This is a genomic window from Glycomyces sp. NPDC048151 (assembly GCF_043202775.1).
Taxonomy (GTDB): Bacteria; Actinomycetota; Actinomycetes; order Mycobacteriales; family Micromonosporaceae; genus Glycomyces.
In genome coordinates this window covers 448791-472900 of sequence record NZ_JBIDBB010000001.1, presented here as the reverse complement: position 1 = coordinate 472900, position 24110 = coordinate 448791, and the positions used below count along the sequence as shown (strand labels likewise).

Genomic DNA, 24110 nt, shown 5'->3' with positions numbered 1-24110 from the left:
CGCCTGTCAGGTTTGAGACGGGGGGCCCACGCCGCGGCCGAACCTCTTCAGCATGCGCATCGATCGTTCGAACACGCTGCGCCACTGCGATGTCACACCCCTGTGTCAGGGTTTGAACCGGGGGCCCACTCGGCGGTCGAACCTCTTCAGCGTGCCTTCCGTCCCGCGCCTACGCCTGCCCCGGTTCCAGGAGCCCCAGGATGCGGGCGATCTCGGGGTCGTCCGCCCGGCCCTCCTGCCAGGCCGCGAGGGCGTCGCGGGCCTGGTCGAGGCGGCTCGTCAGGTGCCCCTCGCGCTCGCGCAGGTCCCTGGTCCGCTCGGAGGTCTGCCGCAGCGCCTGCCCCTGCGCCCACAGGTCGATGAACACCTTCACCTTGGTGCGCAGCATCCACGGGTCGAACGGCTTCGTGATGTAGTCGACCGCGCCCACCGAGTACCCGCGCATCGCCAGGTGCGCGTCCCGGTCGGCCGCGGTCAGGAAGATGATCGGCGTGTGCCGGGTCTTCTCGCGCTGTTTGATGTGCCGCGCCGTCTCGAACCCGTCCATGCCGGGCATCTGCGCGTCCAGCAGGATCGCCGCGTAGTCCTCCGACAGGAGCCGCTTCAGCGCCTCCTCGCCGGACGTGACCGCGATCGTGTTCACCGGCAGCCCTTGGAGAATGGCTTCCAGCGCGAGGAGGTTCTCGGAACGGTCGTCAACGAGCAGGACGCGGGCGGTGCTCATCTGGTGCCTCCAACGGTCGGTCCGTCATTGTCGCGTTCGGACGCGACGGCCCCGCCCGCGGGGCCCGACTCGTGTGCGCCGCCTCGCGCAGCGTGGCGCCCGTTCCCGCTCGGGGCCGTGACGATCCACTGCGACATGGTGTCGAGCAGCAGGTCGAGGTCCACGGGCTTGGTCAGGTACGCGCTCGCGCCCGCCTCGACGGACTTCTCCCGCTGCTCGGCGAGGGCCTGCGCGGTGAGGAACACGATCGGCAGGTCCGCGAACTGCGGCATGCGGCGGATGACGCGGGTCGTCTCGTTCCCGTCCATGCCCGGCATCATCGAGTCCATGAGGACGATGTCGATGCCCGGGTGGTGCTGGAGGGCGTCGATGCCGTCCGCGCCGTTCTCGGCGTAGTGCACGTCGATGCCGTGCAGCTCCAGGGCCGCGGTGAGCGCGAAGACGTTGCGGATGTCGTCGTCGACGATGAGGACCGTGGCGCCTTCGAGGTGCTGGGCCGCGGCCGACGACGAGGGCGTCTCCGGTGCGCCCGTGAGGATCCCGGGGGAGGGCTCGCGGACGGCCGGGAGCTCGGAGCGCACGGGCGTGTAGTCGCCGTCGGCGTCGATCTCGACGGGGACGACGAACGTGAACTTCGACCCGGCGTCGCCGGTGTGCTCGATGAACACGTCGCCGCCGAGCATGAGCGACAGCGACTTCGAGATCGAAAGGCCCAGGCCCGTACCGCCGAACGTGCGCCGCGTCGTGCCGTCGGCCTGCTGGAACGGCTCGAAGATGATGCCCTTCTTGCCTTCGGCGACGCCGATGCCGGTGTCGACGACGCTGAACGCGAGCCGCTCGCCCGCCGCGTTCAGGTGCGGGGCGTCGAAGCGCAGGTCCGCCGGGACGCGCCGCACCGCGAGCGTCACCGAGCCGACCCGCGTGAACTTCACCGCGTTCGACAGGAGGTTGCGCAGGACCTGCTGGAACTTCTGCCCGTCGGTCTGCATCAGCTGCGGCACGCCCGCGCCGACGTCGACCTTGAAGTCCAGGCCCTTGTCCTCGGCCTGCGGCCGGAACGCCGACTCGATGTCGCCGAGGATCTCGGCCAGGTCGACCGGGTGGACCGACACGTCCATGCGCCCGGCCTCGATCTTCGACAGGTCGAGGATGTCGTCGATGAGCGTGAGCAGGTCGGTGCCCGCGTTGTAGATCGTGCGCGCGAACTCGATCTGGCGCTCCGAGAGGTTCCCGTCCGAGTTCTCCGACAGGAGCCGCGCGAGCAGCAGCAGCGAGTTCAGCGGCGTGCGCAGCTCGTGCGAGACGTTCGCGAGGAACTCCGACTTGTACTTCGAGGCCTGCGCGAGCTGCTCGGCCTTCTCCTCGATGTCCTTGCGGGCGGTCTCGACCTCTTCGTTCTTCAGCTCGATCGCCTTGTTCTGCGCCGAGAGCAGCTGCGCCTTCTCCTCGAGCTCGACGTTGGTCTCCTGCAGGCGGTTCGACTGCGCCCGCAGCTCCTGCGCCATCCGCTGGGACTCGCGCAGCAGCACCTCGGTGCGGGCGTTGCCCTCGATCGTGGCGAGCGTGACGCCGACGTTCGGGGCCAGCGCGTCGAGGAACCGCTTGTGGAGCCCGGAGTAGGTGTTGAACGAGGCGAACTCGATGACGCCGCGCACCTTGTCGCCGAACTGGACGGGCAGGATGATGAGGTCGGTCGGGGTGGCCTGGCCGAGGCCCGAGGAGATCTCCAGGTAGCCCTCGGGGATGTCGTGCAGGTGGATGGTGCGCTTGGACGCGGCGGCCTGGCCGACCATGCCCTCGTTGTCCTCGATGAGCTTCTTCTCGCCGGGGTTGGGGTGGCCGTAGACGGCGTTGAGCCGGTAGGTGACGTGCCCGGAGACGTCCTCGTGGCGGACGTAGAACGTGGAGGTCTGCGCGTCGATGAGCGGCGTGACCTCGTCGAGGACCATGCGGGTGACCTCTTCGACGCCTCTGCGGCCCTGGAGGAGCGAGGAGATGCGGGCGAGGTTCGAGTTGAGCCAGTCCGCGTCGGTGTTCTGGCGGGTCTTGTCGCGCAGGGCGGTGATCATCTGGTTGATCGACTCGGTGAGGTCGGCGATCTCGCCCGCGGCCTCGAAGTCGACGGACTGGGTGAGGTCGCCGCGGGCCACGGCGTGGGCGACGTTCGCGATGGCGCGCAGCTGGAGTGTGAGCGTCGCGGCGAGCGAGTTCACGTTGCGGGTGAGGGCGAGCCAGGTGCCGGAGACGCCCGCGACCTCGGCCTGGCCGCCGAGGTTGCCTTCGACGCCGACCTCGCGGGCGACGCGGGTGACCTCGGTGGCGAAGCTGGAGAGCTGCTCGACCATGGTGTTCACGGTGGTCTTCAGTTCGAGCATCTCGCCTTGGACGTCGACGGTGACCTTCTGCGTCAGGTCGCCGCGCGCCACGGCCGTGGTGACCGAGGCGATGTCGCGGACCTGGCTGGTGAGGCTGGAGGCCATCGAGTTGACGTTCTCGGTGAGGTCCTTCCAGGTGCCGGAGACGCCCTGCACGTTGGCCTGGCCGCCGAGGACGCCGTCCGTGCCGACTTCGCGGGCGACGCGGGTGACCTCGTCGGCGAACTGGGAGAGCTGGGCGACCATCGTGTTCATGGTGGTCTTCAGCTCGAGCATCTCGCCCTGCGCGTCCACGGTGATCTGCCGGTTGAGGTCGCCTCGGGCGACCGCGGTGGCGACGGAGGAGATGTTGCGGACCTGGGCGGTCAGGTTGGAGGCCATGGAGTTCACGTTGTCGGTGAGGGCCTCCCAGATGCCGGAGACGCCCTGGACGTTCGCCTGTCCGCCGAGGCGGCCGTCGGTGCCCACTTCGCGGGCGACGCGCGTGACCTCGTCGGCGAACTGCGACAGCTGCGCCACCATCGAGTTCATCGTCGACTTCAGCTCGAGCATCTCGCCGCGCGCATCGACGGTGATCTGCCGGGACAGGTCGCCGGTGGCGACGGCCGTGGCGACGGAGGAGATGTTGCGGACCTGGGCGGTCAGGTTGGACGCCATCAGGTTCACGTTCTCGGTGAGGTCCTTCCAGGTGCCGGAGACGCCCTGGACGTTCGCCTGGCCGCCGAGGCGGCCCTCGCTGCCGACCTCGCGGGCCACGCGCGTGACCTCGTCGGCGAAGCTGGAGAGCTGGTCGACCATGATGTTGACGGTGGTCTTGACCTCGAGGATCTCGCCCTGGGCGTCGACGGCGATCTTCTGCGTCAGGTCGCCGCGGGCGACGGCGGCGGTGACGGTGGAGATCGAGCGGACCTGCTCGGTGAGGTTGGAGGCGAGCTGGTTCACGTTCTGGGTGAGGTCGCGCCAGGTGCCGGAGACGCCGAACACCTGGGCCTGGCCGCCGAGGCGCCCCTCGGTGCCCACCTCGCGGGCCACGCGCGTGACCTCGTCGGCGAAGCTGGAGAGCTGGTCCACCATCGTGTTGACGGTGGTCTTCACCTCGAGGATCTCGCCCTGCGCGGGGACGGCGATCTTCTGCGTCAGGTCGCCGCGGGCGACCGCGCTGGTGACCTTGGCGATGTCGCGGACCTGGTCGGTGAGGCTCGCGGCCATGTCGTTCACCGAGTCGGTGAGGTCCTTCCAGGTGCCGGAGACGCCGGGCACGGCCGCCTGGCCGCCGAGGCGGCCCTCGGTGCCGACCTCGCGGGCGACGCGGGTGACCTCGCCCGCGAAGACCTGGAGGGTCGCGGTGAGGGAGTTGATGGTGTCGGCGAGTTCGGCGACCTCGCCGGAGGCCTTGACGGTGATGGTCTGGCCGAGGTCGCCCGCGGCGATGGCGCGGGTCACGGTGGAGATGGAGCGGACCTGCTCGGTCAGGTTGGAGGCCATGGTGTTCACGGCGTCCGTCAGGGAGCGCCAGGTGCCGGAGACGCCCTGGACGTCGGCCTGGCCGCCGAGCTGGCCTTCGGTGCCGACCTCGCGGGCGACGCGCGTGACCTCGCCGGCGAAGGAGCGCAGGAGCCCGACCATCTGGTTCACGGTCTCGCCGAGGCGGCGGAACTCGCCGCGCAGCTGCGAGCCGTCGATCTCCATGGCGGCCTCCTGGGAGAGGTCGCCCGCGGCGACCGCCTCGAGGACGCGGCCGAGCTCGGTGGTGGGGCGCACCAGGTCCTCGACCAGGCGGTTGACGCTGGCCGCGCCGTCGGACCAGCCGCCGTCGAGGTGCTCGATGACGAGCCGGTGGTTCCAGGAGCCCTCCTGGCCGACGACGCGGGCGATGAGCGCGAGGTCGCGGGCCTGCCGGTCGGCCTGCTCGACCACGGCGTTGAACCGGTCGACGACCTCCCCGGCGAGCCCCTCGCCGCGCGGCAGCCGCACCGAGAAGTCGCCCCGTTCGACGGCGCCGAGCGCGTCGGCGAGGCTGCGGAGCAGGTCCGACTCGTCGGTCGGGCTCGCTGTACGGGAAACGGTGTCCGTCATGGCGTGGTTCCTCAGCTGCGGAGACAGGCTTGGGTACCAGGTTGTCACATGAACCGGGCAAACGTGAAGGCAGGTTACTCAGGGCATTGTGTTCGGTCACGGCAAGTTAGGGAAAGAAAACTGACTGAAGCTCGCAACCGGTGTCTTCTGTGGTGCGTGTGATCTATCGCAGCGCTCCCGCGGTGAGTTCGACGATCAGTGGAGACCGCGAGAGCGCCGCACCCCCCAATCGAAGATTCCCATAGGAGACATATGTCCCCCCTGAACAAGACCGGTCTGCGCGTCGCCGCGGCCGGAGCCGCGGCGGCCCTCGCGCTCGCGGTCGGCGCCCCCGCCTTCGCGCAGGAGACCGAGCCGGAGAACCCCGAGAACACCGAGAACACCGAGACCACCCCCGCGGCGGAGGAGTCCACCCCCGAGGCAGAGGCCACCACCGAGGAAGCCCCCGCCGAAGAGAACCCGGCCGAGGAGGAGGCCCCCGGCGCCGGCTCCGAGAACGCCGAGGAGAAGGACCCTGCGCTCGAAGAGGTCCCCGAGACCGAGGTCCCCGAGGGCGAGCTGCCCGAGGCCGGCGAGGACGACGAAGACGAGTTCGGCTCCTTCTACTCGTACTCCTACATCGACGAGGTCCTCCAGAACGCGAACCTCGGCGAGTCCGTCGAGGCCCACCCCGAGTTCTACATCGAGGCCGCCGCCGAGAACCCCGACGACGTGGCCGCCACCGTCCTCGTCTTCAACGACTCGGTCTCGCTCGCGAGCATCGAGGACGTCTGGGAGCTCACCAACCACGCGTGGGCCTGGGCCCCCTACGACAACTGCACCGTCTGGGAGTGGGGCACCACCTGCGTCGTCCTCGACTTCGAGGGTGAGGCCGGCACGACCTACGGCCTCGACGCCCCGCTGTACTTCGACATCGTCGACGAGGTCGACGACAACGACATCGCCCCGTACTACGCGGTCGACGTCGACGCCGAGACGCTCGACCTGGTCCTCGAAGAGGGCTACTACGACCTCGAGACCGACAACCAGCTCGGCCTGACCGAGATCGAGCCCACCGAGGGCGACTGGTGGAACGGCTTCGGCGCGTTCTACTTCGAGGCCGGCCAGGCCCTCCCGGACGTCCCGACCGCCGAGCAGCCGGGCACCGGCGGCGGCCAGCTGCCGACCACCGGCAACTCCTCGATCGTCCTGATCAGCTCGGCCGCCGCCGCGCTGCTGGCCGGTGCGGTCGTGTTCTTCATGCTGCGCCGCCGCAAGGCCCAGGCCACCTGGGAGTAGCTCCCGCAGGGGTCCGCTGAGGTACGAGAGAACCCGGACCGACTCCGCTTGCACGGCGGCCGCCCCCACGGGCGGCCGCCGTTTCGCGTTCCCCCTGCACCGCAACGCCTCCGCGCACCATGCGACATGCGGGTCCGCGGCGGGCCCGACGCGGCGACGCGGTCCCCCGCACCGTTACCGGACCGGCATAGACTTGGGCCCGTGACGTACCCCGAGAGGTTCGCCAGGCGCCTCCGGCTCCCGGCCGACGACCGCTCCCCCGCCGCCGCCCGCGCCGCCGTCCGCGCGGTGCTCACCGAGGCCGGGCTCACCGAGCTGCTCGACGAGACCCTGCTGCTCACCACCGAGCTGGCCACCAACGGCGTCGTCCACGCCGGCACCGACATCAACCTCACCGTCGCGGCCGACCCGATCGGCGTGCGCGTCACCGTCACCGACTACCGCTCCGGCGGCATCGACCCCCTCGACACCGCGATGCCCGAGGTCACCGCCGAAGGCGGCCGCGGCCTCCTCCTCGTCGACCGGTTCGCGTCCTCGTGGGGCACCACGCACGACCAGACCGGCAAGTCCATCTGGTTCCGCATCGACCGCGACCCCGACGCCCGCCCCGCCACCCGCCCCGACCCGGACGCCGACACCGAGACCCACCTCCCCGACCTCGGCCAGCTCGCCGCGCTCCTCACCGTCGCCCCCGCGATCCAGTCGCGCCTGCCGGTCGACCAGATCGTCACCGAGCTCCTCGCCCGCTGCCACGACGCCACCGCCGCCGCGGGCGGCGCGATCGAGTACGACGCCGGGGACGGCGCCGGAGCGCAGATCCTCGCCAAGTTCGGCGACGTCGGCACCGTCTCCGTCGCGGTCCCCCTCCCGCTCACCGCCCCCGCGACCGGCAAGCTCATGCTCGCCGGGGAGCCCGAGCCGTCCTGGCGGCCCCTCGCCGAGCTCGTCGCCGAACGCATCGCGCTCGCCGTCCAGATCGACCGCATGCGCACCGACGAGCAGCGCCGCTCCGGCTGGCTCACCTACCTCGCCGAAGCCGGCGAGCTCCTCGCGCACTCCCTCGAAGAGCACCTGACGGTGGCACTCATCCCGCAGCTCGTCGTCCCCCAGCTCGGCCGCTGGGCCGCCGTCCACCTCACCGGCGACGGCCCCGACCTGCGCCTCGCCTCGCTCACGCACGCCGAGGAAGGCGAACTGGAGCACCTGCGCGCCAAGCTCGACACCGCGGCCCCGGCGCTCGCCGCCGCGCTCGCGACCGACGGGTGGACGGGCATGGAGCTGCCCGTCCCGCGCGGCCTCGACGGCATCGCCGTGCCGCTCTCGGCGCGCGGCGCCACCATCGGCGTCCTCACCGTCGGCAAGCACGTCGACCGCCAGCACTCCTCCGAGGAGCGCGCGGTCGTCGCCGACCTCGCCAAGCGCAGCGCGCTCGCCCTCGACAACGCCCGCATCCACGCCGAGCGCCAGGCCGTCGCCAACGAGCTGCAGGCCGCGCTCATGCCCGGCTCGCTGCCGGACGTCTCCGGCGTCTCGTTCGCCGCCGAGTACCTGCCCGCCACGGCGCGCCGCCTGCCCGGGTCCGGGCCGGGACCGGTCTCCGGCACCGAGGTCGGCGGCGACTTCTACGACGCGACCGAGCTCGCCGACCACCGCCTGTGGGTCGCGATCGGCGACGTGTGCGGCAAGGGCGCGCAGGCCGCAGCCGTCACCGGCGTCGTCCGCGACGTCCTGCGGGTCATGGCCCGCGACGGCCGCCCGCTGCCGCGCGCCCTCGAACTGCTCAACGCGACGCTCCTGGAGCAGCCCGGCGACATGCGGTACGCGACCATCGCGTCCGCGCTCCTGGACCCCGGCCGCGACGGCACTCTCAACGCGACCCTGTGCCTCTCCGGCCACGAGAAGCCGCTGCTGCTGCGCGCCGACGGCGAGACCGCCTGGGTCGGCCGCGAAGGCACCGCCGTCGGGCTCTTCCCCGACGTCAAGGTCAACCCCGAGGAGGTCCGCCTCGACGCCGGGGACGCCCTCGTGTTCTTCACCGACGGCGTCACCGAGCGCCGCGACGGCGCCGCCATGTTCGGCCACGAACGCATCGAGCGGGCCGTCCGGGACGCGGCGGGCAAGGGCGCCAGGCAGATCGCCACGGCCCTGCTCGAGGCCGTCGAGGCGTTCTCCCCCGAGTCACCCCGCGACGACATCGCGATCCTCGTCGTCCGCTGCGACCCGAAGTAAGGCAAAGGGAGAGGGCCCCGCGAGGTGACTCGCGGGGCCCTCTCCGTTCGCCTTAGTGCAGGAGCGTGCCCGCGCCGTAGTAGCTGTTGCCGTGGTGCAGCTCGACGACCTTCACAACGGTGGTCGAGTTCGGGGCGTGCACGATCAGGCCGTTGCCGATGTACATGCCCACGTGCGCGAGGCCGTTGTAGAACACGAAGTCGCCCGGCTGCAGCTCGTCCTCGCTGATGTGCGCGACCATGTCCCACTGCGCGGCCGCGTTGTGCGGCAGGCTGATCCCGATCTGCGAGTACGCGCCGAGCATGAGGCCCGAGCAGTCCCACGAGTCCGGCCCGGCCGAACCCCACACGTACGGCTCGTCGAGCTGGTCGAGCGCGAAGTCCACGACGGCCCACTGGTCGTCGGTCATGCGCGGCAGGTCGTACTCGAGGACCTCCTCGCCCGCGGCGGTCTTCCACTCCTCTTCGAGGTCGTCCATGCGGGCGGTGAGGTCGTCGGCGGCCTTCTGCAGGTTCGCCTGCTCGGTCTCCAGGTCGGCCTGGAGATCGGTGAGCAGGTCCCGCTGGGTCGTGTACTCCTCGGTCGCGGTCCGCAGGTCGTCCATGAGGTCGAAGTTGTAGAGGTTCGCCGAGTTCAGCCGGTCCATGCGCTCGACGAACGCGTCCGGCGTGCCCGATTCGAGCAGCAGCGCCGCGTCCCCGATGCCTTGGTCCACATAGGTCTCGCCGATGAAGTCGGCGAGCTGGTCGCGCAGGACGTCCAGGTCGGCCTCGGCGGTCTCGAGGTTCGCCTCGGTCTCCGCGATGAGCTCCCGGTTCTCGTCCACCTCGGACGCGAGCTGGTTGTACTCCTCGACGGCCGCAGCGAGGTCGACGTCCAGGTCCTCGATCTCGGCGTTGATGTCCTCGGGCGAGTCCTGTGCCCAGGCGGGCCCCGAACCGACGGTGACCAGCAGGCCTCCGGCGACGGCGGCGGACATCCACTTGCGTCGAACAGGCGACTGCTTCACGAGGAGGGCGCTCCTTCGGATGGGAAGACGGGGTGCACTCAAAACACGCACAGGGCCGCCCGCGGGATGCACGGCGCTGGGGGCGCCGCCGGGAGGCCGAACATGAGCCTAGCGCGCGGGATTACGGGCGGGTAGCCCCCGGGAGTGACAAATTCGCAGCGTAACGAGCATTCCACCGATGGTGTGTCGCTCCTGTGAGTTGCCTGGGAATGTGTACCATTGACCGCATGACCTCCCCGATGTGTCCCTGTCGCCGCTGTCACCAGCGCTGAGCCGCCGCGTGCCGCTCGGCGCTTCCCCGCCGACAACCGTTCCGACACATCGAAAGCCACGTCTTCGGATGAACTCCAGCACTCGAATGAGCTCCAGCCTGCTGCTGCTGCCGCCCGCCGCCCTCGACACCGAGCGGCTCGAGGCGCTCGCCGCGTTCTACGCCGCGAACCTCCACCTCAACCCGCGCTTCACGAAAGGCAGCCGGTGGGCGCGCCGCGTGCTCGCCGGACCCGGCCACGAAGCGTGGCTCCTCGCCTGGCTGCCCGGACAGGGCACCGACCTCCACGACCACGGCGGCGTCACCCGCCCCGCGGCGGCCGCGGTCGCCGTCGTCTCCGGCGAGCTCACCGAGTTCACCGTGCAGCCGGGCGACTTCCCCGGCCTGCGCCGCGAGCGGCTCGGCACGGGCGACGTCTCGGTCGTCGACGACCGGACGGTCCACGGCATGCGCAACCTGTCCGACGCCCCCGCGGTGAGCCTCCACGTGTACTCGCCCGGGCTCGAGGCGATGCGGACCTACCTGCTCGACGAGACCGGCCTCGCGCCGTCGAAGATCATGCGCGCGGGCGAGGACTGGTAACGGGCCGAACGTGAACGGAGGGTCCCGGGCAAATCGGGCATTGATGGGCCCCCGGCATCAACCCTGACCCATGGGTACGACACCGTTTCCGGTCAGCCGCGGCGCCCGGGCGTGTCGGCCGCCGACAGGGTCTCGCCCACCGCCTGCGGCAAGGCCTTCGCCACGTCTGAGGCGGTCACCGTGCGGTGTCCCGCACCGGCGATGCCGCCCGCCCGACCGTGCAGGTAGGCGGCGGCGACCGCGGCCTTCACGCCCGACATGCCCGAGGCGAGCAGCGAGGCCACGAAACCCGCGAGCACATCGCCCGAACCGGCCGTCGCCAGCTGCGGGCGGCCCGTCGGGTTCGCCCACACCTCGCCGTCGCTCGAAGCGACGACCGTGTGGTGCCCCTTCAACAGCACCGTGCAGTTCAACCGCTTCGCCAAAGCTGCCGCGGCCGCGCCCCGGTCCTCGCTCGGCGGCGAACCGTAGAGCCGCTCGTACTCGCGGTCGTGCGGCGTGAGCACCACCGGCGCCTCCCGCTGCGACAAGACCGACGGGTACTCGCCGATGAGCGTCAGCGCGTCCGCGTCGAGCACCACGGGCGCAGGCGATTCGAGCACGTGGCGCAGCTCCGCGAGCGCCGCCTCGTCGGTCCCGAAACCGGGCCCGGCGAGCCAGGCCTGGACGCGTCCGGCCTCCTTGACCTCCTGCGTGCACACCACCTCGGGGTGGCGGCGGCGGACGTGCTCGGCGGCGGTCCCGGCGTAGCGCACGTACCCGGCCGGTCCCGCGAGCGCGCCGGAGGAGGCGAGGACGGCCGCGCCCGGGTACTGCTCGGAGCCCGCGGCGACGCCGACGACGCCGCGCGTGTACTTGTCGTCGTCGGGGCCCGGCTCGTGCCACCAGGCGGCGAGGTCGCCGTCGCCCGCGACGCGCACGGCCGGGTGCGGGTCGAGGTAGGGGCCGAGTCCGATGTCGACCAGGACGAGGCGGCCGACGAGGAGGGCGGCGCGGCCGAGCACGTGGCAGGGCTTGCGGGAGCCGAAGGCGACGGTGACGTCGGCGGTGACGGCGCTGGCGGGGACGGCGCCGGTGTCGACGTCCACTCCGGAGGGGACGTCGACGGCGACGACGGTGTCGGCGTCGATGGCGGCGAGGGCGTCGATGGCGCGTCCGGGGAGGCCGGGTCGGCCGCCGATGCCGAGGACGCCGTCGAGGAGGAGGTCGCAGTGGCGGGGCGGGCGGGCGACGAGTCGGCCTCCGGCCCTGGTGAGCGCGGCGGCGGCGACCGGGTGGACGCGTTCGCCCATGACGGGGACGGCGAAGACGCGGGCGCCGCGGCGGGCGAGGCGGGCCGCGGCGAAGAGGGCGTCGCCGCCGTTGTCGCCGGGTCCGGCGAGGACGATGACGGTGGCGCCGTAGACGCCTCTGCCGCCGGTACGGGTGGTGTTGCGCCGCTTCAAGATTCGTGCGCATTCGACGGCGAGTCCGGCGGCGGCGCGCTGCATGAGGGTGCCCGGCGGGAGCTGGGCCATCAGCTGGGCTTCGGCGCGGCGTACTGCCGCTGCTGACCAGGCACCGTCCATGGTGTTCCCTCTCAGGCCCGCTGGGGCCGTCATGCCGTTTCGGCGATCACCACCGCTGTAGCGATACCGCCATCATGCGACAGCGACACGTGCCAGCGTGAGACGCCACGCTGCTCGGCCGCTGCCGCCACCGTTCCGGTGATGGTCAATGTGGGGCGGCCGTCGGGGAGGGAGAGGACTTGGCAGTCGGCCCAGTGCATGCCGCCGGGGGCGCCGAGTGCTTTGGCCACGGCTTCTTTGGCGGCGAAGCGGGCGGCGAGGGACTCGGTGCGGCGGGCGTGCCCGTCGGGGGTGCGGCGTTCGGCCTCGGTGAAGAGCTTCTCGGCGACATGGGGGGTCCGTTCGAGCACGCGCTCGAACCGGTCCACTGCCACTACGTCTATGCCCACGGCGACGATCACCCCCCAAGAGTGCCACGGGATCGGGCGTACCGCCCCCGCATCTGAAGGTTCACCGCACCGGGTGACGCCTTGCGGGTCCCCGCTTGGGGTCTCAAGGGGCGGGGTCGAGGCCGACGGCGGGGAGGATCGCCTGGTCCACGATGGCCTCGAGGTAGTCGTCGCCGGGGTCGGCGCCGGTGTCCATCATGCGCTTGGTGACGAGGGCTTCGCCGATGTCGAGGACGACGGGGGTGAGGCGGGCGGGGTCGATGCGGCCTTGTGCGGCGTAGTGGCGCAGGACGGTCTGGGTGAAGGTGCCGCCGCGGGCGTCGAAGACGCGGGTGAAGAGGGCTTCGACGGCGGCGGGGTCGCGGCGGGGGTCGGCGACGATGGCCATGACGGCGCGTCCGGCGGGGCTGAAGGCCCAGTCGCACATGAGGCGGAGGGCGGCGAGGAGGTCGCCGCGGAGGTCGTCGGCGCCGGGGTCGGGCTGTTCGAGGGGATGGAGTTCGGCGAGGGCGTCGAGGAGGAGGTCGACGGGGTCGGACCAGCGGCGGTAGAGGGTGGAGCGGGGGGTGGCGGCGCGTTTGGCTATGGCGTCCATGGTGAGTCGGCCGGGTCCGGCTTCGGCGGCCTCTTCGACGGCGGCGGTGTAGATGGCGTCGAGGAGCGCCTTGCCGCGTCTGCGCGTCTGTCCTTCGGCCACGGACCGCCCCCGATCGTTAGCTACAGTCGTGTATCTTCAATTTTTAGATACAGTTGTGTACCTAAAAATCTGGAGGCGAGATGACCCTCTCCCCGCCCGCCATTATGAGCACGCCGCTGCGCGAACGCTCCCCCGCACCCGATCTGGCCAGGGGCCTCATGCTCCTGCTCATCGCGCTCGCGCACGCCCACATGTTCCTCGCCCACGAGACGACCGGCTGGCGCGGCTACGCGGTCGACGGCACCGTCCTCGACCGCACCGTCGCCGGGGCGCAGGTCCTCCTCGTCGACGGCCGGGCCCTGCCGATGTTCGCCGCGCTCTTCGGCTACGGCCTCGCGCTGCTCGCGGGCCGCCGCCTCGCCGCGGGCGTCCCTGCGCCCCAGGTGAAGCGGCTCGTCCGCCGCCGCAGCGCCTGGCTCCTCGCGTTCGGCGCCGCGCACGCACTGCTCCTGTTCTTCGGCGACATCCTGGCCGCCTACGGCCTCATCGGCCTCGTGTTCGCGGGTCTGCTGTGGAGCCGGGACCGGACGCTCGTGCGCACCGCGTGGATCGCCGCCGCCGCGCACGTCCTCGTCGTGGCCGCCCTCGGCGCGTCCGCCGAGGCCGCGGGCCACGCGAACTCGTCGCCGACGCTCGTCGCCGACCCGCTCGAGGCCGCCGCGATGCGCCTGGCCGTCTGGTCGGCCCTCACGGCCAGTTTCTACGTCGTCAGCGTCCTGCCCGCCTTCGCGCTCGGCGTCTGGGCGGCCCGCCGCCGCGTCCTCGACGAGCCCGGCCGCCACCTGCCGCTGCTGCGCCGGACCGCGTTGTGGGGCATCGCGATCGGCGTCGCGGGCGGCGTCCCGCTCATGCTTGCCGACACGCGGCTCCTGCATCCCGAAGGGGCTGTAGGGATCGGCCTGTACGCCCTCCACAGCGTCACCGGGATCGCCTCCGGACTCGGCTACGCGGCCCTCGTCGCCCTCGCCGCCCGCCGGGGAAGGGCGCGCGGACCGGTCGCGGACGCGCTCGCCGCGACCGGCCAGCGCTCGCTCACCTGCTATCTGCTGCAGTCGGTCGCGTTCACGGCACTGTTCACGCCGGTGTTCGGGAACCTCGGGGCGAGACTGGGGGACGCGGCCGCGTCCGGGGTCGCCGTCCTCGTCTGGGCCGCGACGGTGGTCCTCGCGGCGTGGATGGCGCGGGCCGGGCTGCGCGGCCCGTTCGAGGTGCTGCTGCGGCGGCTCACCTACGGCCGCGCCTGAAGACGGCACAGGGGCCCGGACGCGACCGCGTCCGGGCCCCTGTCGTGCAAGCGGGTCTAGCAGATTGCGGGTTCGTACCAGGTGCATTCGAGGCTCGCGGGCATCTCGCCCTCGGCCGGGAACGCGGCCTCCTCGGCCTCTGCTTCGAGTTCGGCGAAGTCGGGCGTGTCGACCTCGGAGGAGAAGGTGCTGATCTCGGCCTCGGTCGTCGCGGTGCTGTGCGAGGCGACGGCCACGGCGATCTTGTCCTCGATGTCCTTGACCGTGGACCACAGGAAGTCGTTGACGACGATGCCGAAGACCAGTTCGCGGCCGTCGGCGTCGGTGACGTACCCGGAGAGGGCCGAGACGCTGGTCATCGAGCCGGTCTTGGCGCGCACGTTCGCGGCGGCGGGGGTGCCGCACATGCGGCTCGCGAGGGTGCCGTCCTGGCAGGCGATCGGCAGCGAGTCGTACCAGGTGCCGAACCAGTCGGCCTTCTTGGCGCCGACGAGGAGGTCGGTGAGCATGTTCGATGTCATCATGTTGTGGCGCGAGATGCCGGAGCCGTCGACCTGGCGGATGGGGCCGGTGTCGACGCCGTACGGCTCGATCCCGGCGTAGGTGGCGGCCTTGCCGCTGGCGAAGGTGCCCTTGCCGGTCGCCTCGTAGCCGAGGGTCTTGAACAGGGCTTCGGCGACGGAGGCGTTGGAGGGCTTGAGGACCACGCCCGTGAGCTCGGTGAGCGTCATCGACTGGTGGGACGCGAGGGTCTCCAGGCCCTGCGGGGTCGCCTCGCCGAAGCGGAGGTCGCCGTTGAGGGTGATGCCCGCTTCGGCGAGGGAGTCGGCGAAGACGTCGGCGGCGAGCTGCGTCGGCTCGATGACCGAGCGGGTCGCGTAGGTGCCGGTGGTGCCCGCTTTCACGGTGCCGCTGATGCGGATCACGTTGTCGTGCGGGTCGCGGTCGACGACGACGCTCGTGGCGGTGCCGGTCGTGGCGTTGTTGACGATCTCGACGTAGTCGTTCGCGGGGGCCATGCTGATCTGGGCGGGGTCGCCCGCGGCCGCGCCGGGTTTGACGAACACGCGCACGGACCCGGCGTTGTAGTCGTTCCCGGAGGCGACGGTGAGCGCGGAGACCTCTGCGGCGTACGTGTACTGGAGGTCGGCCCAGCCCCATTCGGTGCCGGAGCGGACCGCGTCGAACGCGGTGTCGTCGGCGACGAGGTCGCCGTCGATCGTGGACACGCCTTGGGCGGCGAGGTCCTCGGCCATCCGGTCGTAGTCGGCTTCGAGGATCGTCGGGTCGCCGAAGCCGCGCAGGTACAGGTCGCCCGCGACGACGCCGTCCGCGGGGCGGTCGCCCGCGACCTCGGTGCTGTAGGTGAAGTCGCCGCCGAGCTGTTCCAGGGCGGCGGCGGTGGTGGTGAGCTTGTCGTTGGAGCCGGGGATGGCGCGCTTGGCGCCGCCGCGCTCGTACAGGACCTCGCCGGTGTTCGCGTCTGCGACGGTGACGCCGATCTGCGAGTCGGTGAGGCGCTTGTCGGTGAGGATCGCGTCGATCGCGGCGGCGAGCGCCTCGTCTCCGGTCTCCTGCGCTTGGGCGACGACGGTGCCCGCGATGGTGATGGCGCCCGCGGCGGTGACGGCCACGGCGCTCGAGATCAGGGTGCGTTTTCTCACGACGCGAGTCTATGCGCGTCAATCGCGTAACGATGCCCGATACGGGGGCCCTGTGGCGAATCTCGTTGGGACGCAGCGCGACCGGATCGTCACGGAGACGCGGACGGCGTGCGCGGAGCTCCGCGCACGCCGTCACAGCAGCAGTCTTACTCCACCGTCACGGACTTGGCGAGGTTGCGCGGCTGGTCGATGTCGCGGCCGAGCGCGGTGGCGAGCTCGATCGCGTACTCCTGCAGCGGGACCGTGGTGAGCAGCGGGGCGAGCAGGGTGGGCGTCGCGGGCGTCTCGATCACGAAGTCCGCGTGCGAGGCGGTGATCGCGTCGCCCTCCTCGCAGATCGCGATGACCTTCGCGCCGCGCGCCTTGACCTCCTGGATGTTGGAGATCATCTTGTCGTGCAGCAGGGAGCGGCCGCGCGGGCTCGGCACGATCGCGACGACGGGCGTGCCGTCCTCGATGAGCGAGATCGGGCCGTGCTTGAGCTCGCCCGCCGCGAAGCCCTCCGCGTGCAGGTACGCGAGCTCCTTGAGCTTCAGCGCGCCTTCGAGGGCGACCGGGTAGCCGACGTGGCGGCCGATGAACAGGACGCGGTCCTTCCCGGCGGCGGCCGACTCGCGGGCCATCTCGCGCACCGGCTCGAGGTGCTCGATGACCTTCGCGATCTTCCCGGGCGAGGCCACGAGCTCGTCGAGGATCGCGGAGACCTCGTCGGCGTACTTGATGCCGCGCACCTGCGCGAGGTGCAGGCCCACCAGGTAGCAGGCGGCGAGCTGGGTCAGGAACGCCTTCGTGGACGCGACCGCGACCTCGATCCCGGCGCGCGTGTAGAGCACGGCGTCGGACTCGCGCGGGATCGTCGACCCGACGGTGTTGGAGATGGCGAGGACGCGGGCCTTCTGGTCCTTCGCGTGGCGCAGCGCCATGAGCGTGTCCATGGTCTCGCCCGACTGCGAGATGACGACGACCAGCGTGGAGCGGTCGAGGACGGGGTCGCGGTAGCGGAACTCGCTGGCGAGCTCGACCTCGCAGGGGATGCGCGTCCAGTGCTCGATGGCGTACTTGGTGACGAGCCCGGCGTGGTACGAGGTGCCGCACGCGACGATGAAGACCTTGTCGATGTCGCGGAAGTCCTGGTCGGACATGCGGACCTCGTCGAGGACGATCTGGCCGGTCTCGTCGATGCGCCCGCGCAGCGTGTCGGCGACCGCCTGCGGCTGCTCGTGGATCTCCTTGGCCATGAACGTGTCGTAGCCGCCCTTCTCGGCGGCGGCGATGTCCCAGTCCACGGAGAACGGCTTGCCTTCGGACGGCAGCCCGTCGAAGCCGCGCACGGTGATGCCGTCCTTGCGGTTGATGGTGACGATCTGGTCCTGGCCCAGCTCGATCGCCTCGGTCGTGTAGGCGATGAACGCCGCGACGTCGGAGGCCATGAAGTACTCGCCGTCGCCGAGGCCGACCACGAGCGGGGAGTTGCGGCGGGCGCCGACCACGGTGTCGGGGTCGTCGGCGGCCACGGCCAGGAGCGTGAACGCGCCTTCGAGGCGCGCGCAGACGCGGGTCATGGCCTCGGTGAGGTTCCCGTCGACGGCGTACTCGCGGGCGAGGAGGTGCGCGGCGGTCTCGGAGTCGGTGTCGGACTGGAACTCGATGCCCGCGGCCTCGAGCTCGGCGCGCAGCTGCCCGAAGTTCTCGATGATGCCGTTGTGGATGAGCGCGATGCGCCCGTCCGCGGAGAGGTGGGGGTGGGCGTTGCGGTCGGAGGGGACGCCGTGCGTGGCCCAGCGGGTGTGCCCGATGCCGCACGCGGCCTCCAGCTCGCGGTCCTGCTCGGCGAGGACCGCCTCGAGATTGGCGAGCTTCCCGGCCTTCTTGTCGAACTCCAGGTACGGGTCGGCGCCTTCGGGGGCGTAGACGAGGGCGACGCCCGCCGAGTCGTAGCCGCGGTACTCGAGACGGCGCAGGCCGTCGATCACGACGTCGACGACGCTGCGCGCCCCGACGTATCCAACGATTCCACACATGCGAAGAACCCTACCGCAGTTTCGCGCATCACTCCTGCGCGGATGACCTAGAACTGATCACACCGTTTGATCGTTCCCGGCGTTCGCGGCCCGTTCACCACCGCTTCACCGCGCGTTTGCGCAGCATGAGCGGCACTCGCGAACGCGCCTAGGCGCTACTCGGCGGCCCTGCCCGACGCGCTCCTGCGCGGCGCTACTCGACAGCGCTACTCCGCAGCGCTATTCGACGACGGCGATGCCGCGGGTCCCGTCCTCGTCCACGAAGCTCACCGCCGCGCCGGTGCCGACCGGGCTGAGCTGCGCGTCGTGGCACCAGTTCGCCGGGATCGGCTCGCCGTCGGCGGTCTCCTCCGCGAACGGGACCTCGGCGGCCGTGCCGTTCGCGATCTCGTACAGGCGGCACTCGGGCCGGGTCGGGTCCAGCGACAGGTCGGCCGCGAGCACCGCCCGGTTGTCCGGCAGCACCGTCCCCCAGCCGCGCGCGACCTCCGGGTCCAGCGGCGTGAAGCCCAGCCGCACCGCCTTGCGGTACAAGCGGTCCCCCGAGTCCACGTCGTACGCCATGACCCCCAGCCAGGAGCCCTCCCTGTCCTTCGCGGTGTAGCACTCGATGATCTGCACGCTGCGCCGCTCGGCCGCCGGGGCCTGCGCCTTCGACTCCCCGCCCGCCGCGACCCCCGAGGCCGCCGCGGCCGTCGGCTGCGACAGGTGCAGGGTCCCGCCGCACGCCGACGAGTTCGTCGAACCGAACCGCTGGTCGTCGACCCGCCAGCGCTCGACGCCGTCGGCGATCCCGTAGGAGATGAGCTGGTGCTCGAAGCTGCGCGCGGAGAACGGCCCGTCGGTCACGCGGTGCTCGACCCGGCTGTCGAGGACGATCGCGTCCTCGGTGACCAGGAAGGACTCGGGGACGACCTGGGCGCTGATGCTGATCTCCTGCTGCCACGCGGGCGTGCCGGCTTCAAGGTCGAAGGCCATCACGATGTCGCGCGCCACGGACCGGTCCGGCGCGGGCACGCAGTCGGCGAGCACGAGCGCGCGCCCGCCCGCGAGCTGCGCGGCGGTGCCCTCGCAGCCGTCGGGCATCGCGGCCTCCCACACGAGGCCGCCGCCGAAGTCGTAGACGGAGAAGGACTCGCTCTTGTCCTTCGTGAACAGCAGCCGGTCCTGGGCGAGCGCGAGCAGGACGCCGGGCGAGCCGTCGAAGTCGGCGGTCGCGACCTCCCCGCCGTCGCGGGCGTTGAGCACGCGGGTCTGGAAGTCGCCGTTGTTGTCCGCGCGCGGCCCGGTGAGCGCCACCAGGTCCTGCGCCTGCGACAGGACCGGCGACTGCGAGGCCAGCCAGTTCCAGCGGCGGTGGTACCAGACGGCCGCGCCCGTCGCCGGGTCGAGCATCGTCACCGCCTGCGGGGTCGGATCGGCCGGGTGGTCGGTGCGCAGGAGCCCGTACGGGGTGTCGGTGAAGCGGCCGACGCCCGCGAGGTCGGCGAGGCTGTCGAGCCCGGGGTCGGTGACGCTGCCGGTGGCGGCCGCGTCTCCGACGAGCACGTCCTGGTTCGCGAGTTCGGCCCAGCGCTGCATCGCGGGCGCGAGCGCCGCCGCGATCATGACGATGATCGCGGCCGCGAGCACGCCCATCTTGCGGCGCAACTGCTTCGGGGCGGGCACGCGCCCGCCCGAGTAGCCCTCGACCACGAACTCCGAGAGCGCCAGGAGCCCGCCGCCGACGACGCCGAACACGTACGCGAGCGCCGCGACGCCCGCGCGGTGCGTGATGAACTGGCCCGGCCCGGCTTCGGGCATCGACGAGTAGACGGCCCACCCGGCTCCGGCCGCGAAGACCGCCGTGAAGAGGGCCGCGATGATCGTGCGCAGGCCCGCGTGGGTGGCGGCCGTGGCGATGACGACGGCGACGAGCAGGACCGACCCCACCGTGCCGATGATCATGTAGACACCGGAGGAGCCCGAGCTCGCACCGGTGCCGAACGACGCCCAGACGAGGAGCACCGCCCAGCACACCAGGGCCGTGATCCCGGCCGCGCGCAAGAAGACCCGCGCGAGCGGACGCCCGAACCGGGTCGGTTCGCCGCTCGCTGACGGCGTGCTGGAACGGCCGGTGCCGGTGGCGCTGTGGGACATGCCCTCTTTCTACCGGTCACCGTTGCCCAGAGCGGTGCTTTCGCGCAGATCGCGAGGCGGTTTCTCCCTTGCGCCCGAACGCCGGGGCCCCGGTGTCACCGGGCGGCAGCGACCGGCCCGCGGGGTTCAGCCGAGCGGCGCGGAGGCGACCGGCGTGTAGAGCGGCTGCGCGCCGACCTGGCCCTTGCCGAAGTCGGAGCGGTACAGCACGACCTCGTTCGCCGTCCAGCTCGGACCGTAGTAGCGGCGCAGGGTCAACAGGTCCTGCGCGGCCTGCTGGTTCGTGACGCGGTCGCCGGGACGGGCGAGGGTCACGTGCGGGCGGTACTGCTTCTGGTCCACCGGCAGGCCCCCCGCGAGGAGCCCGGCGCGGATGCGGTGCACGAGGTCCACGAGCGCGGCGACGTCGCCGTCGAGCCCGGCGTAGACCACGGAGTAGCGGCCGCGCCCGAACCGGCCGCCGCCGGAGACGCACAGCCGCATCGGCGCGGACTCGCGCGCGGCGGCGGCGATGACCTCGGCGGTCTCGGCGCAGCGTTCTGCGGGGACCTCGCCGAGGAAGGAGAGGGTCAGGTGCCAGTTCTCGGAGCGGACGAGCCGCGACGAGGTGCGGCCGGTCGCGCCGGGGCGGCTGGGCGCGCCGCGACGGGCGATGTTCAGGTCCGCGACGACCTCGGCGAGGTCGGCGACGGCGTTGTCCGGCAGCGGGAGCGCGGCGAAGAGGCGCTCGGTGCGCACTTGGGTCGCGGCCTGCGGGACCGCGGTGGCGGAGGCACTCACTGGATTCCCTCCAGGGGCTCTACTCGGGGTCAGTGACACGCGCTGCGGCGAGAGGTGTGTCGACGCGGCGTGGTCGGGGCTGTCACGATGTGACCTATCCTCGCAGCAACGCCAACACTTAATTCAGTGAAATCCCACGGGACGGGACAGTAATTTCGTCGGAGTAACACTCCTGTTGACGCCTGATGCAGCGGAGGCGCAGGAGGTTCCGGGTACGGCGGGAGCACTCGGACGATTCACGGGGACGGCGGCCCGCCTTGCGTTCATGGAGTGGGAATCACCGGACAACAGTGAATGAAAAGTCGGGGGCCGACTATGGCATCGCTTTGCCGGTGAGGACGGCCGCGCGGCGCTTCAGCTGGGCGCGCTTGGCGAGGGCCAGCGCGGCAGGGGTCACGATGCCGACGATACCGCCGAGCCACAACCCCGCGCGGGCCCCGTAGACCTCCATGAAGAAGCCGACGATCGGCGCGAAGACTGCGGTGGAGCCGAGGAAGACCAGCATGTAGAGGCTCAGGACGCGGCCGCGGAAGTCGGCGCGGACGCCCATCTGGACGCGCTGGTTGGCGGCCTGGGCGTAGTAGACCATCGCGAAGCCGGTGGGGGCGAGGAGCGCCATGGCCGACCAGATCGAGGGCGCGAAGCCGACGAGGAGCGTGCCGACGCCCAGGAGCGCCGAGGAGGCGAGCATCGTGTTCAGGCTCGGGCGGGTCGAGCGGCGCCCGGAGGCGAGGGACCCGGCGAGCGCGCCGACGGCGAGGGCGGTGAGGAGCAGGCCGTAGGAGTCGGCGCCGGTGTTGAACTCGGTGCGGGCGAGCATCGAGAGGGTGAGCGCGAAGTTGAACGTGAAGCCGGAGACGAGGAGCGAGACGATGAGGACCGCGATGATGTCGGGGCGGGCGGCGGTGTAGCGGAGGGCGTCGCGGATGCCTCCGGCGGCGGCGTCGCGGCGTACCGGGTTGGAGAGGCTGCGGCGCAGCAGGACCGCGCAGGACAGGGCGGGGCCGAGGAACGCGAAGGCGCACAGGACGATGACCGTCCCGGTGGAGGTGAGCGCGATGAGGACGCCGGCGAGGGCGGGCCCGGCGATGCGGCTCATGTTGAAGATGGCGGAGCCGAGGCCGACGGCGTTGGGGAGGGCTTCGCGGTCGACGAGTTCGGAGTAGAAGGCCTGGCGGGCGGGGCCTTCGACGACGGCGACGGAGCCGAAGGCGAACATGCCGACGTAGACCATCCACAGTTCGATGTGCCCGGTGAGGACGACGGCGGCGAGTCCGGCGGTGACGGCGGCGGAGCCGAGGGAGCACAGGAGGAGGACGCGGCGCTTGTCGAAGCTGTCGGCGATCTTGCCGCCTTGGAGGGCGAAGAGGAGGTAGGGGCCGAACTGGAGGGCGAGGGTCCAGCCGAGGGCGGTGCCGGAGTTGCCGGAGAGTTCGAGGACGAGCCAGCTGACGGCGGTGGTCTGGAGCCAGAAGGCGAGGGTGCCGAGCAGCTGCCCGGCGGCGTAGACGCGGAAGCCGGGGTAGGCGAGCGCGCGGAAGGTGCGCTGCAGCTGACTGAGGATCACCGGGGACATCGCATGCAAGGATATCTACTTACCGGTCGGCTAGCCAGTAACCGTGACCGACTTCTCGCAATCCCGGGCACGACGAGAAAACAGGCGGGCCGGAGGCCGCTCCCGCCTATACGGGAGGCCCCGGGTACCCGCCCAGTCCCACCTTCACCACTACCAGTGAAAAAGGACAGGGTCCCATACGGGTACGACAAAGGCCCGCACTCGAACAGAATGCGGGCCTTCCTCGTATTCGGGCTTGTCGGCGGAGCCGCCCTACTTCTTGTCGGCGGAGCCGAACAGGACGTCGTCCCAGCCCGGGAGCTGGTTGCGGGGCTTGGAGCCCGCGGCGGCGAGGGGCGGCGTGTTCATGTCGTCCTCGGCCGCCGAGCGCTTGCCCGGGCGCAGCACCGCGAGCGAGGGCACCTCCGGCGTCTCGCGCTGCTCCGGCGCGGACGTGCCCGGCAGGCCCAGCTGCGAGGTCCGCTTCCCGCGGCCCGGCATGTCGTCGAGCGGGCGCTCCAGCACCTCGCGCAGGCGGTCGCGCCGCAGCGGGTCCGGGTGCGAGGCGTCGTCGTCGCGGTCGCGCAGCCCGTGCATCGGGTCGCGCGAAGGCCGCACCGGGTCGCCGGGGCGCACCCCGAGCTCCGAGACCGCGTCCTGGTGGCCGGGCACCTGCTGTGGCAGCGGCGTCGAGAGGAACTGGGCCATCTCGTCGTCCGGCGTCACCGTCTGGCGGGCCCGGTCGAGCTTCCAGCGCGCACGCGCGGTCGTCTTGCCCGACGACCACGAGGCCTGCACGAGCCACGAGCCGTCCTCGGTGCGCCAGGCGTCCCACGAGACGGCCTCGGGGTCCACCCCGTGCGTCCCGAGCTTGACGTCGACCACATTGGACATGCGCTCGCCGCGCTCCGAGGTCGCCAGCCGCGAACGGCGGGCGGCCTGGGCGAGCATCGCGCGCTCCTGGAGCACCGGACCGGCGTAGCGCAGGACCCGGTCGACCGCGACCTGCGCGGACGCGGCGATGTCCTCGGCGCTCTCACCGGCGCGGATGCGGGTCTGGATGTCGCGGGGGGAGAGGCTGACGGCGGCGGGGCGCTGCGGCACCGGGCGGCGGGAGGACTCGGGCCTGCTCGGCGGACCCTCTACTTTGGCCCGGAGGGCCTTGCCGTCCTCGGGGACGTCGACCACGGCCGCGACACGCTCGTCGATCGGCAGCGCGAGCAGCCTCCCGAGTTCGTCGGCGAGCACCAGCGCATGACCGTCCTCTGAGAGGGCTACGAACCGTACCGGCCTCATGCCTTTCCACCCCTCGCGTTCGTGTGTCAGCGCCGCTTCGCCAGCTCATCCGAGCGTACGCCCAACCCTACCGGCGGACCACAACCGGCGGGGTGCCGATAACGGATCGCCTTCGCTCCAGGGAATCCCGCGGCGTCCGTGCCCGCCCGCGTCGACGCGACGGCCTTTCATGTCAGCGTGACCGATTGTCGCAGGCACTGACGCAGCGTACAT

16 protein-coding genes are annotated in these 24110 nt (G+C 71.6%); 4 read left to right on the top strand and 12 right to left on the bottom strand.

All coding sequences use genetic code 11. The features are described 5' to 3' along the window. Positions 1-169: 169 nt before the first annotated feature. Complete coding sequence (locus ACGGCP_RS02260; protein ID WP_392959853.1) at positions 170-724, bottom strand: PleD family two-component system response regulator; 555 nt, start codon at positions 722-724, stop codon at positions 170-172. Beyond that, the gene (locus tag ACGGCP_RS02255) at positions 721-5175 is read right to left on the bottom strand and encodes a HAMP domain-containing protein (protein WP_392959851.1); all 4455 of its coding nucleotides are present in this window, start codon (positions 5173-5175) and stop codon (positions 721-723) included. Before ACGGCP_RS02255 ends, ACGGCP_RS02260 begins: the two co-directional genes overlap by 4 nt. Positions 5176-5427: 252 nt before the next feature. Here ACGGCP_RS02255 and ACGGCP_RS02250 point away from each other — a divergent pair, with 252 nt between their 5' ends. Next, a complete protein-coding gene (locus tag ACGGCP_RS02250; RefSeq protein WP_392959848.1) occupies positions 5428-6453 on the top strand; it encodes an LPXTG cell wall anchor domain-containing protein in 1026 nt (341 codons plus the stop codon). Positions 6454-6654: 201 nt separating this feature from the next. Next, the gene (locus ACGGCP_RS02245; protein WP_392959846.1) at positions 6655-8682 is read left to right on the top strand and encodes a SpoIIE family protein phosphatase; all 2028 of its coding nucleotides are present in this window, start codon (positions 6655-6657) and stop codon (positions 8680-8682) included. Positions 8683-8734: 52 nt separating this feature from the next. Here ACGGCP_RS02245 and ACGGCP_RS02240 read toward each other — a convergent pair whose 3' ends face one another. Further along, positions 8735-9691, bottom strand: a complete 957-nt coding sequence (locus ACGGCP_RS02240; RefSeq protein ID WP_392959844.1) for an NlpC/P60 family protein — start codon at positions 9689-9691, stop codon at positions 8735-8737. 358 nt (positions 9692-10049) lie between these two features. On the opposite strand from ACGGCP_RS02240, the gene ACGGCP_RS02235 reads away from it, so the two are divergent. Beyond that, positions 10050-10544 carry a cysteine dioxygenase gene (locus ACGGCP_RS02235; protein WP_392959841.1) on the top strand — a complete coding sequence of 165 codons (495 nt, stop codon included), beginning with the start codon at positions 10050-10052 and terminating at the stop codon, positions 10542-10544. A 92-nt stretch (positions 10545-10636) separates the two neighbouring features. Here the strand turns inward: ACGGCP_RS02235 and ACGGCP_RS02230 are convergent, their stop codons facing one another. The 3 genes from ACGGCP_RS02230 to ACGGCP_RS02220 form a co-directional block, all read right to left on the bottom strand. Continuing rightward, positions 10637-12112, bottom strand: coding sequence for an NAD(P)H-hydrate dehydratase (locus ACGGCP_RS02230; protein ID WP_392959839.1), 1476 nt, complete (start codon positions 12110-12112; stop codon positions 10637-10639). Between the two features lie 29 nt (positions 12113-12141). Next, on the bottom strand, positions 12142-12513 hold the full coding sequence (locus ACGGCP_RS02225; protein ID WP_270115441.1) for a holo-ACP synthase: 372 nt from the start codon (positions 12511-12513) through the stop codon (positions 12142-12144). Between the two features lie 91 nt (positions 12514-12604). Then, positions 12605-13198: a TetR/AcrR family transcriptional regulator C-terminal ligand-binding domain-containing protein gene (locus tag ACGGCP_RS02220; protein ID WP_392959836.1), complete on the bottom strand. Its 594-nt coding sequence runs from the start codon at positions 13196-13198 to the stop codon at positions 12605-12607. Positions 13199-13278: 80 nt separating this feature from the next. On the opposite strand from ACGGCP_RS02220, the gene ACGGCP_RS02215 reads away from it, so the two are divergent. Next, on the top strand, positions 13279-14442 hold the full coding sequence (locus ACGGCP_RS02215; protein ID WP_392959833.1) for a DUF418 domain-containing protein: 1164 nt from the start codon (positions 13279-13281) through the stop codon (positions 14440-14442). Positions 14443-14498: 56 nt separating this feature from the next. Here ACGGCP_RS02215 and dacB read toward each other — a convergent pair whose 3' ends face one another. From dacB to sepH, 6 genes are all read right to left on the bottom strand, one after another. Then, positions 14499-16106 carry a D-alanyl-D-alanine carboxypeptidase/D-alanyl-D-alanine-endopeptidase gene (gene dacB, locus ACGGCP_RS02210; RefSeq protein ID WP_392959830.1) on the bottom strand — a complete coding sequence of 536 codons (1608 nt, stop codon included), beginning with the start codon at positions 16104-16106 and terminating at the stop codon, positions 14499-14501. 146 nt (positions 16107-16252) lie between these two features. Beyond that, positions 16253-18127 (bottom strand): glutamine--fructose-6-phosphate transaminase (isomerizing), encoded by a 1875-nt coding sequence (glmS, locus tag ACGGCP_RS02205; RefSeq protein ID WP_392959827.1) that lies wholly within the window; start codon positions 18125-18127, stop codon positions 16253-16255. Between the two features lie 219 nt (positions 18128-18346). After that, positions 18347-20266 carry a PQQ-binding-like beta-propeller repeat protein gene (locus tag ACGGCP_RS02200; RefSeq protein WP_392959825.1) on the bottom strand — a complete coding sequence of 640 codons (1920 nt, stop codon included), beginning with the start codon at positions 20264-20266 and terminating at the stop codon, positions 18347-18349. 126 nt (positions 20267-20392) lie between these two features. Beyond that, positions 20393-21046 carry an RNA 2',3'-cyclic phosphodiesterase gene (gene thpR / locus ACGGCP_RS02195; RefSeq protein ID WP_392959822.1) on the bottom strand — a complete coding sequence of 218 codons (654 nt, stop codon included), beginning with the start codon at positions 21044-21046 and terminating at the stop codon, positions 20393-20395. Between the two features lie 313 nt (positions 21047-21359). Further along, positions 21360-22622, bottom strand: coding sequence for an MFS transporter (locus tag ACGGCP_RS02190; protein ID WP_392959820.1), 1263 nt, complete (start codon positions 22620-22622; stop codon positions 21360-21362). A 252-nt stretch (positions 22623-22874) separates the two neighbouring features. Next, on the bottom strand, positions 22875-23897 hold the full coding sequence (gene sepH, locus ACGGCP_RS02185) for a septation protein SepH (protein ID WP_392959818.1): 1023 nt from the start codon (positions 23895-23897) through the stop codon (positions 22875-22877). Positions 23898-24110 lie beyond the last annotated feature (213 nt).

What these genes read in the sequence shown, in the direction of transcription:
- ACGGCP_RS02260 (WP_392959853.1), bottom strand. Translation starts at nt 724, where the DNA reads ATGAGCACCGCCCGCGTCCTGCTCGTTGACGACCGTTCCGAGAACCTC.
- ACGGCP_RS02255 (WP_392959851.1), bottom strand. Translation starts at nt 5,175, where the DNA reads ATGACGGACACCGTTTCCCGTACAGCGAGCCCGACCGACGAGTCGGAC.
- ACGGCP_RS02250 (WP_392959848.1), top strand. Translation starts at nt 5,428, where the DNA reads ATGTCCCCCCTGAACAAGACCGGTCTGCGCGTCGCCGCGGCCGGAGCC.
- ACGGCP_RS02235 (WP_392959841.1), top strand. Translation starts at nt 10,050, where the DNA reads ATGAGCTCCAGCCTGCTGCTGCTGCCGCCCGCCGCCCTCGACACCGAG.
- ACGGCP_RS02230 (WP_392959839.1), bottom strand. Translation starts at nt 12,112, where the DNA reads ATGGACGGTGCCTGGTCAGCAGCGGCAGTACGCCGCGCCGAAGCCCAG.
- ACGGCP_RS02215 (WP_392959833.1), top strand. Translation starts at nt 13,279, where the DNA reads ATGACCCTCTCCCCGCCCGCCATTATGAGCACGCCGCTGCGCGAACGC.
- glmS (WP_392959827.1), bottom strand. Translation starts at nt 18,127, where the DNA reads ATGTGTGGAATCGTTGGATACGTCGGGGCGCGCAGCGTCGTCGACGTC.
- ACGGCP_RS02200 (WP_392959825.1), bottom strand. Translation starts at nt 20,266, where the DNA reads ATGTCCCACAGCGCCACCGGCACCGGCCGTTCCAGCACGCCGTCAGCG.
- ACGGCP_RS02190 (WP_392959820.1), bottom strand. Translation starts at nt 22,622, where the DNA reads ATGTCCCCGGTGATCCTCAGTCAGCTGCAGCGCACCTTCCGCGCGCTC.
- sepH (WP_392959818.1), bottom strand. Translation starts at nt 23,897, where the DNA reads ATGAGGCCGGTACGGTTCGTAGCCCTCTCAGAGGACGGTCATGCGCTG.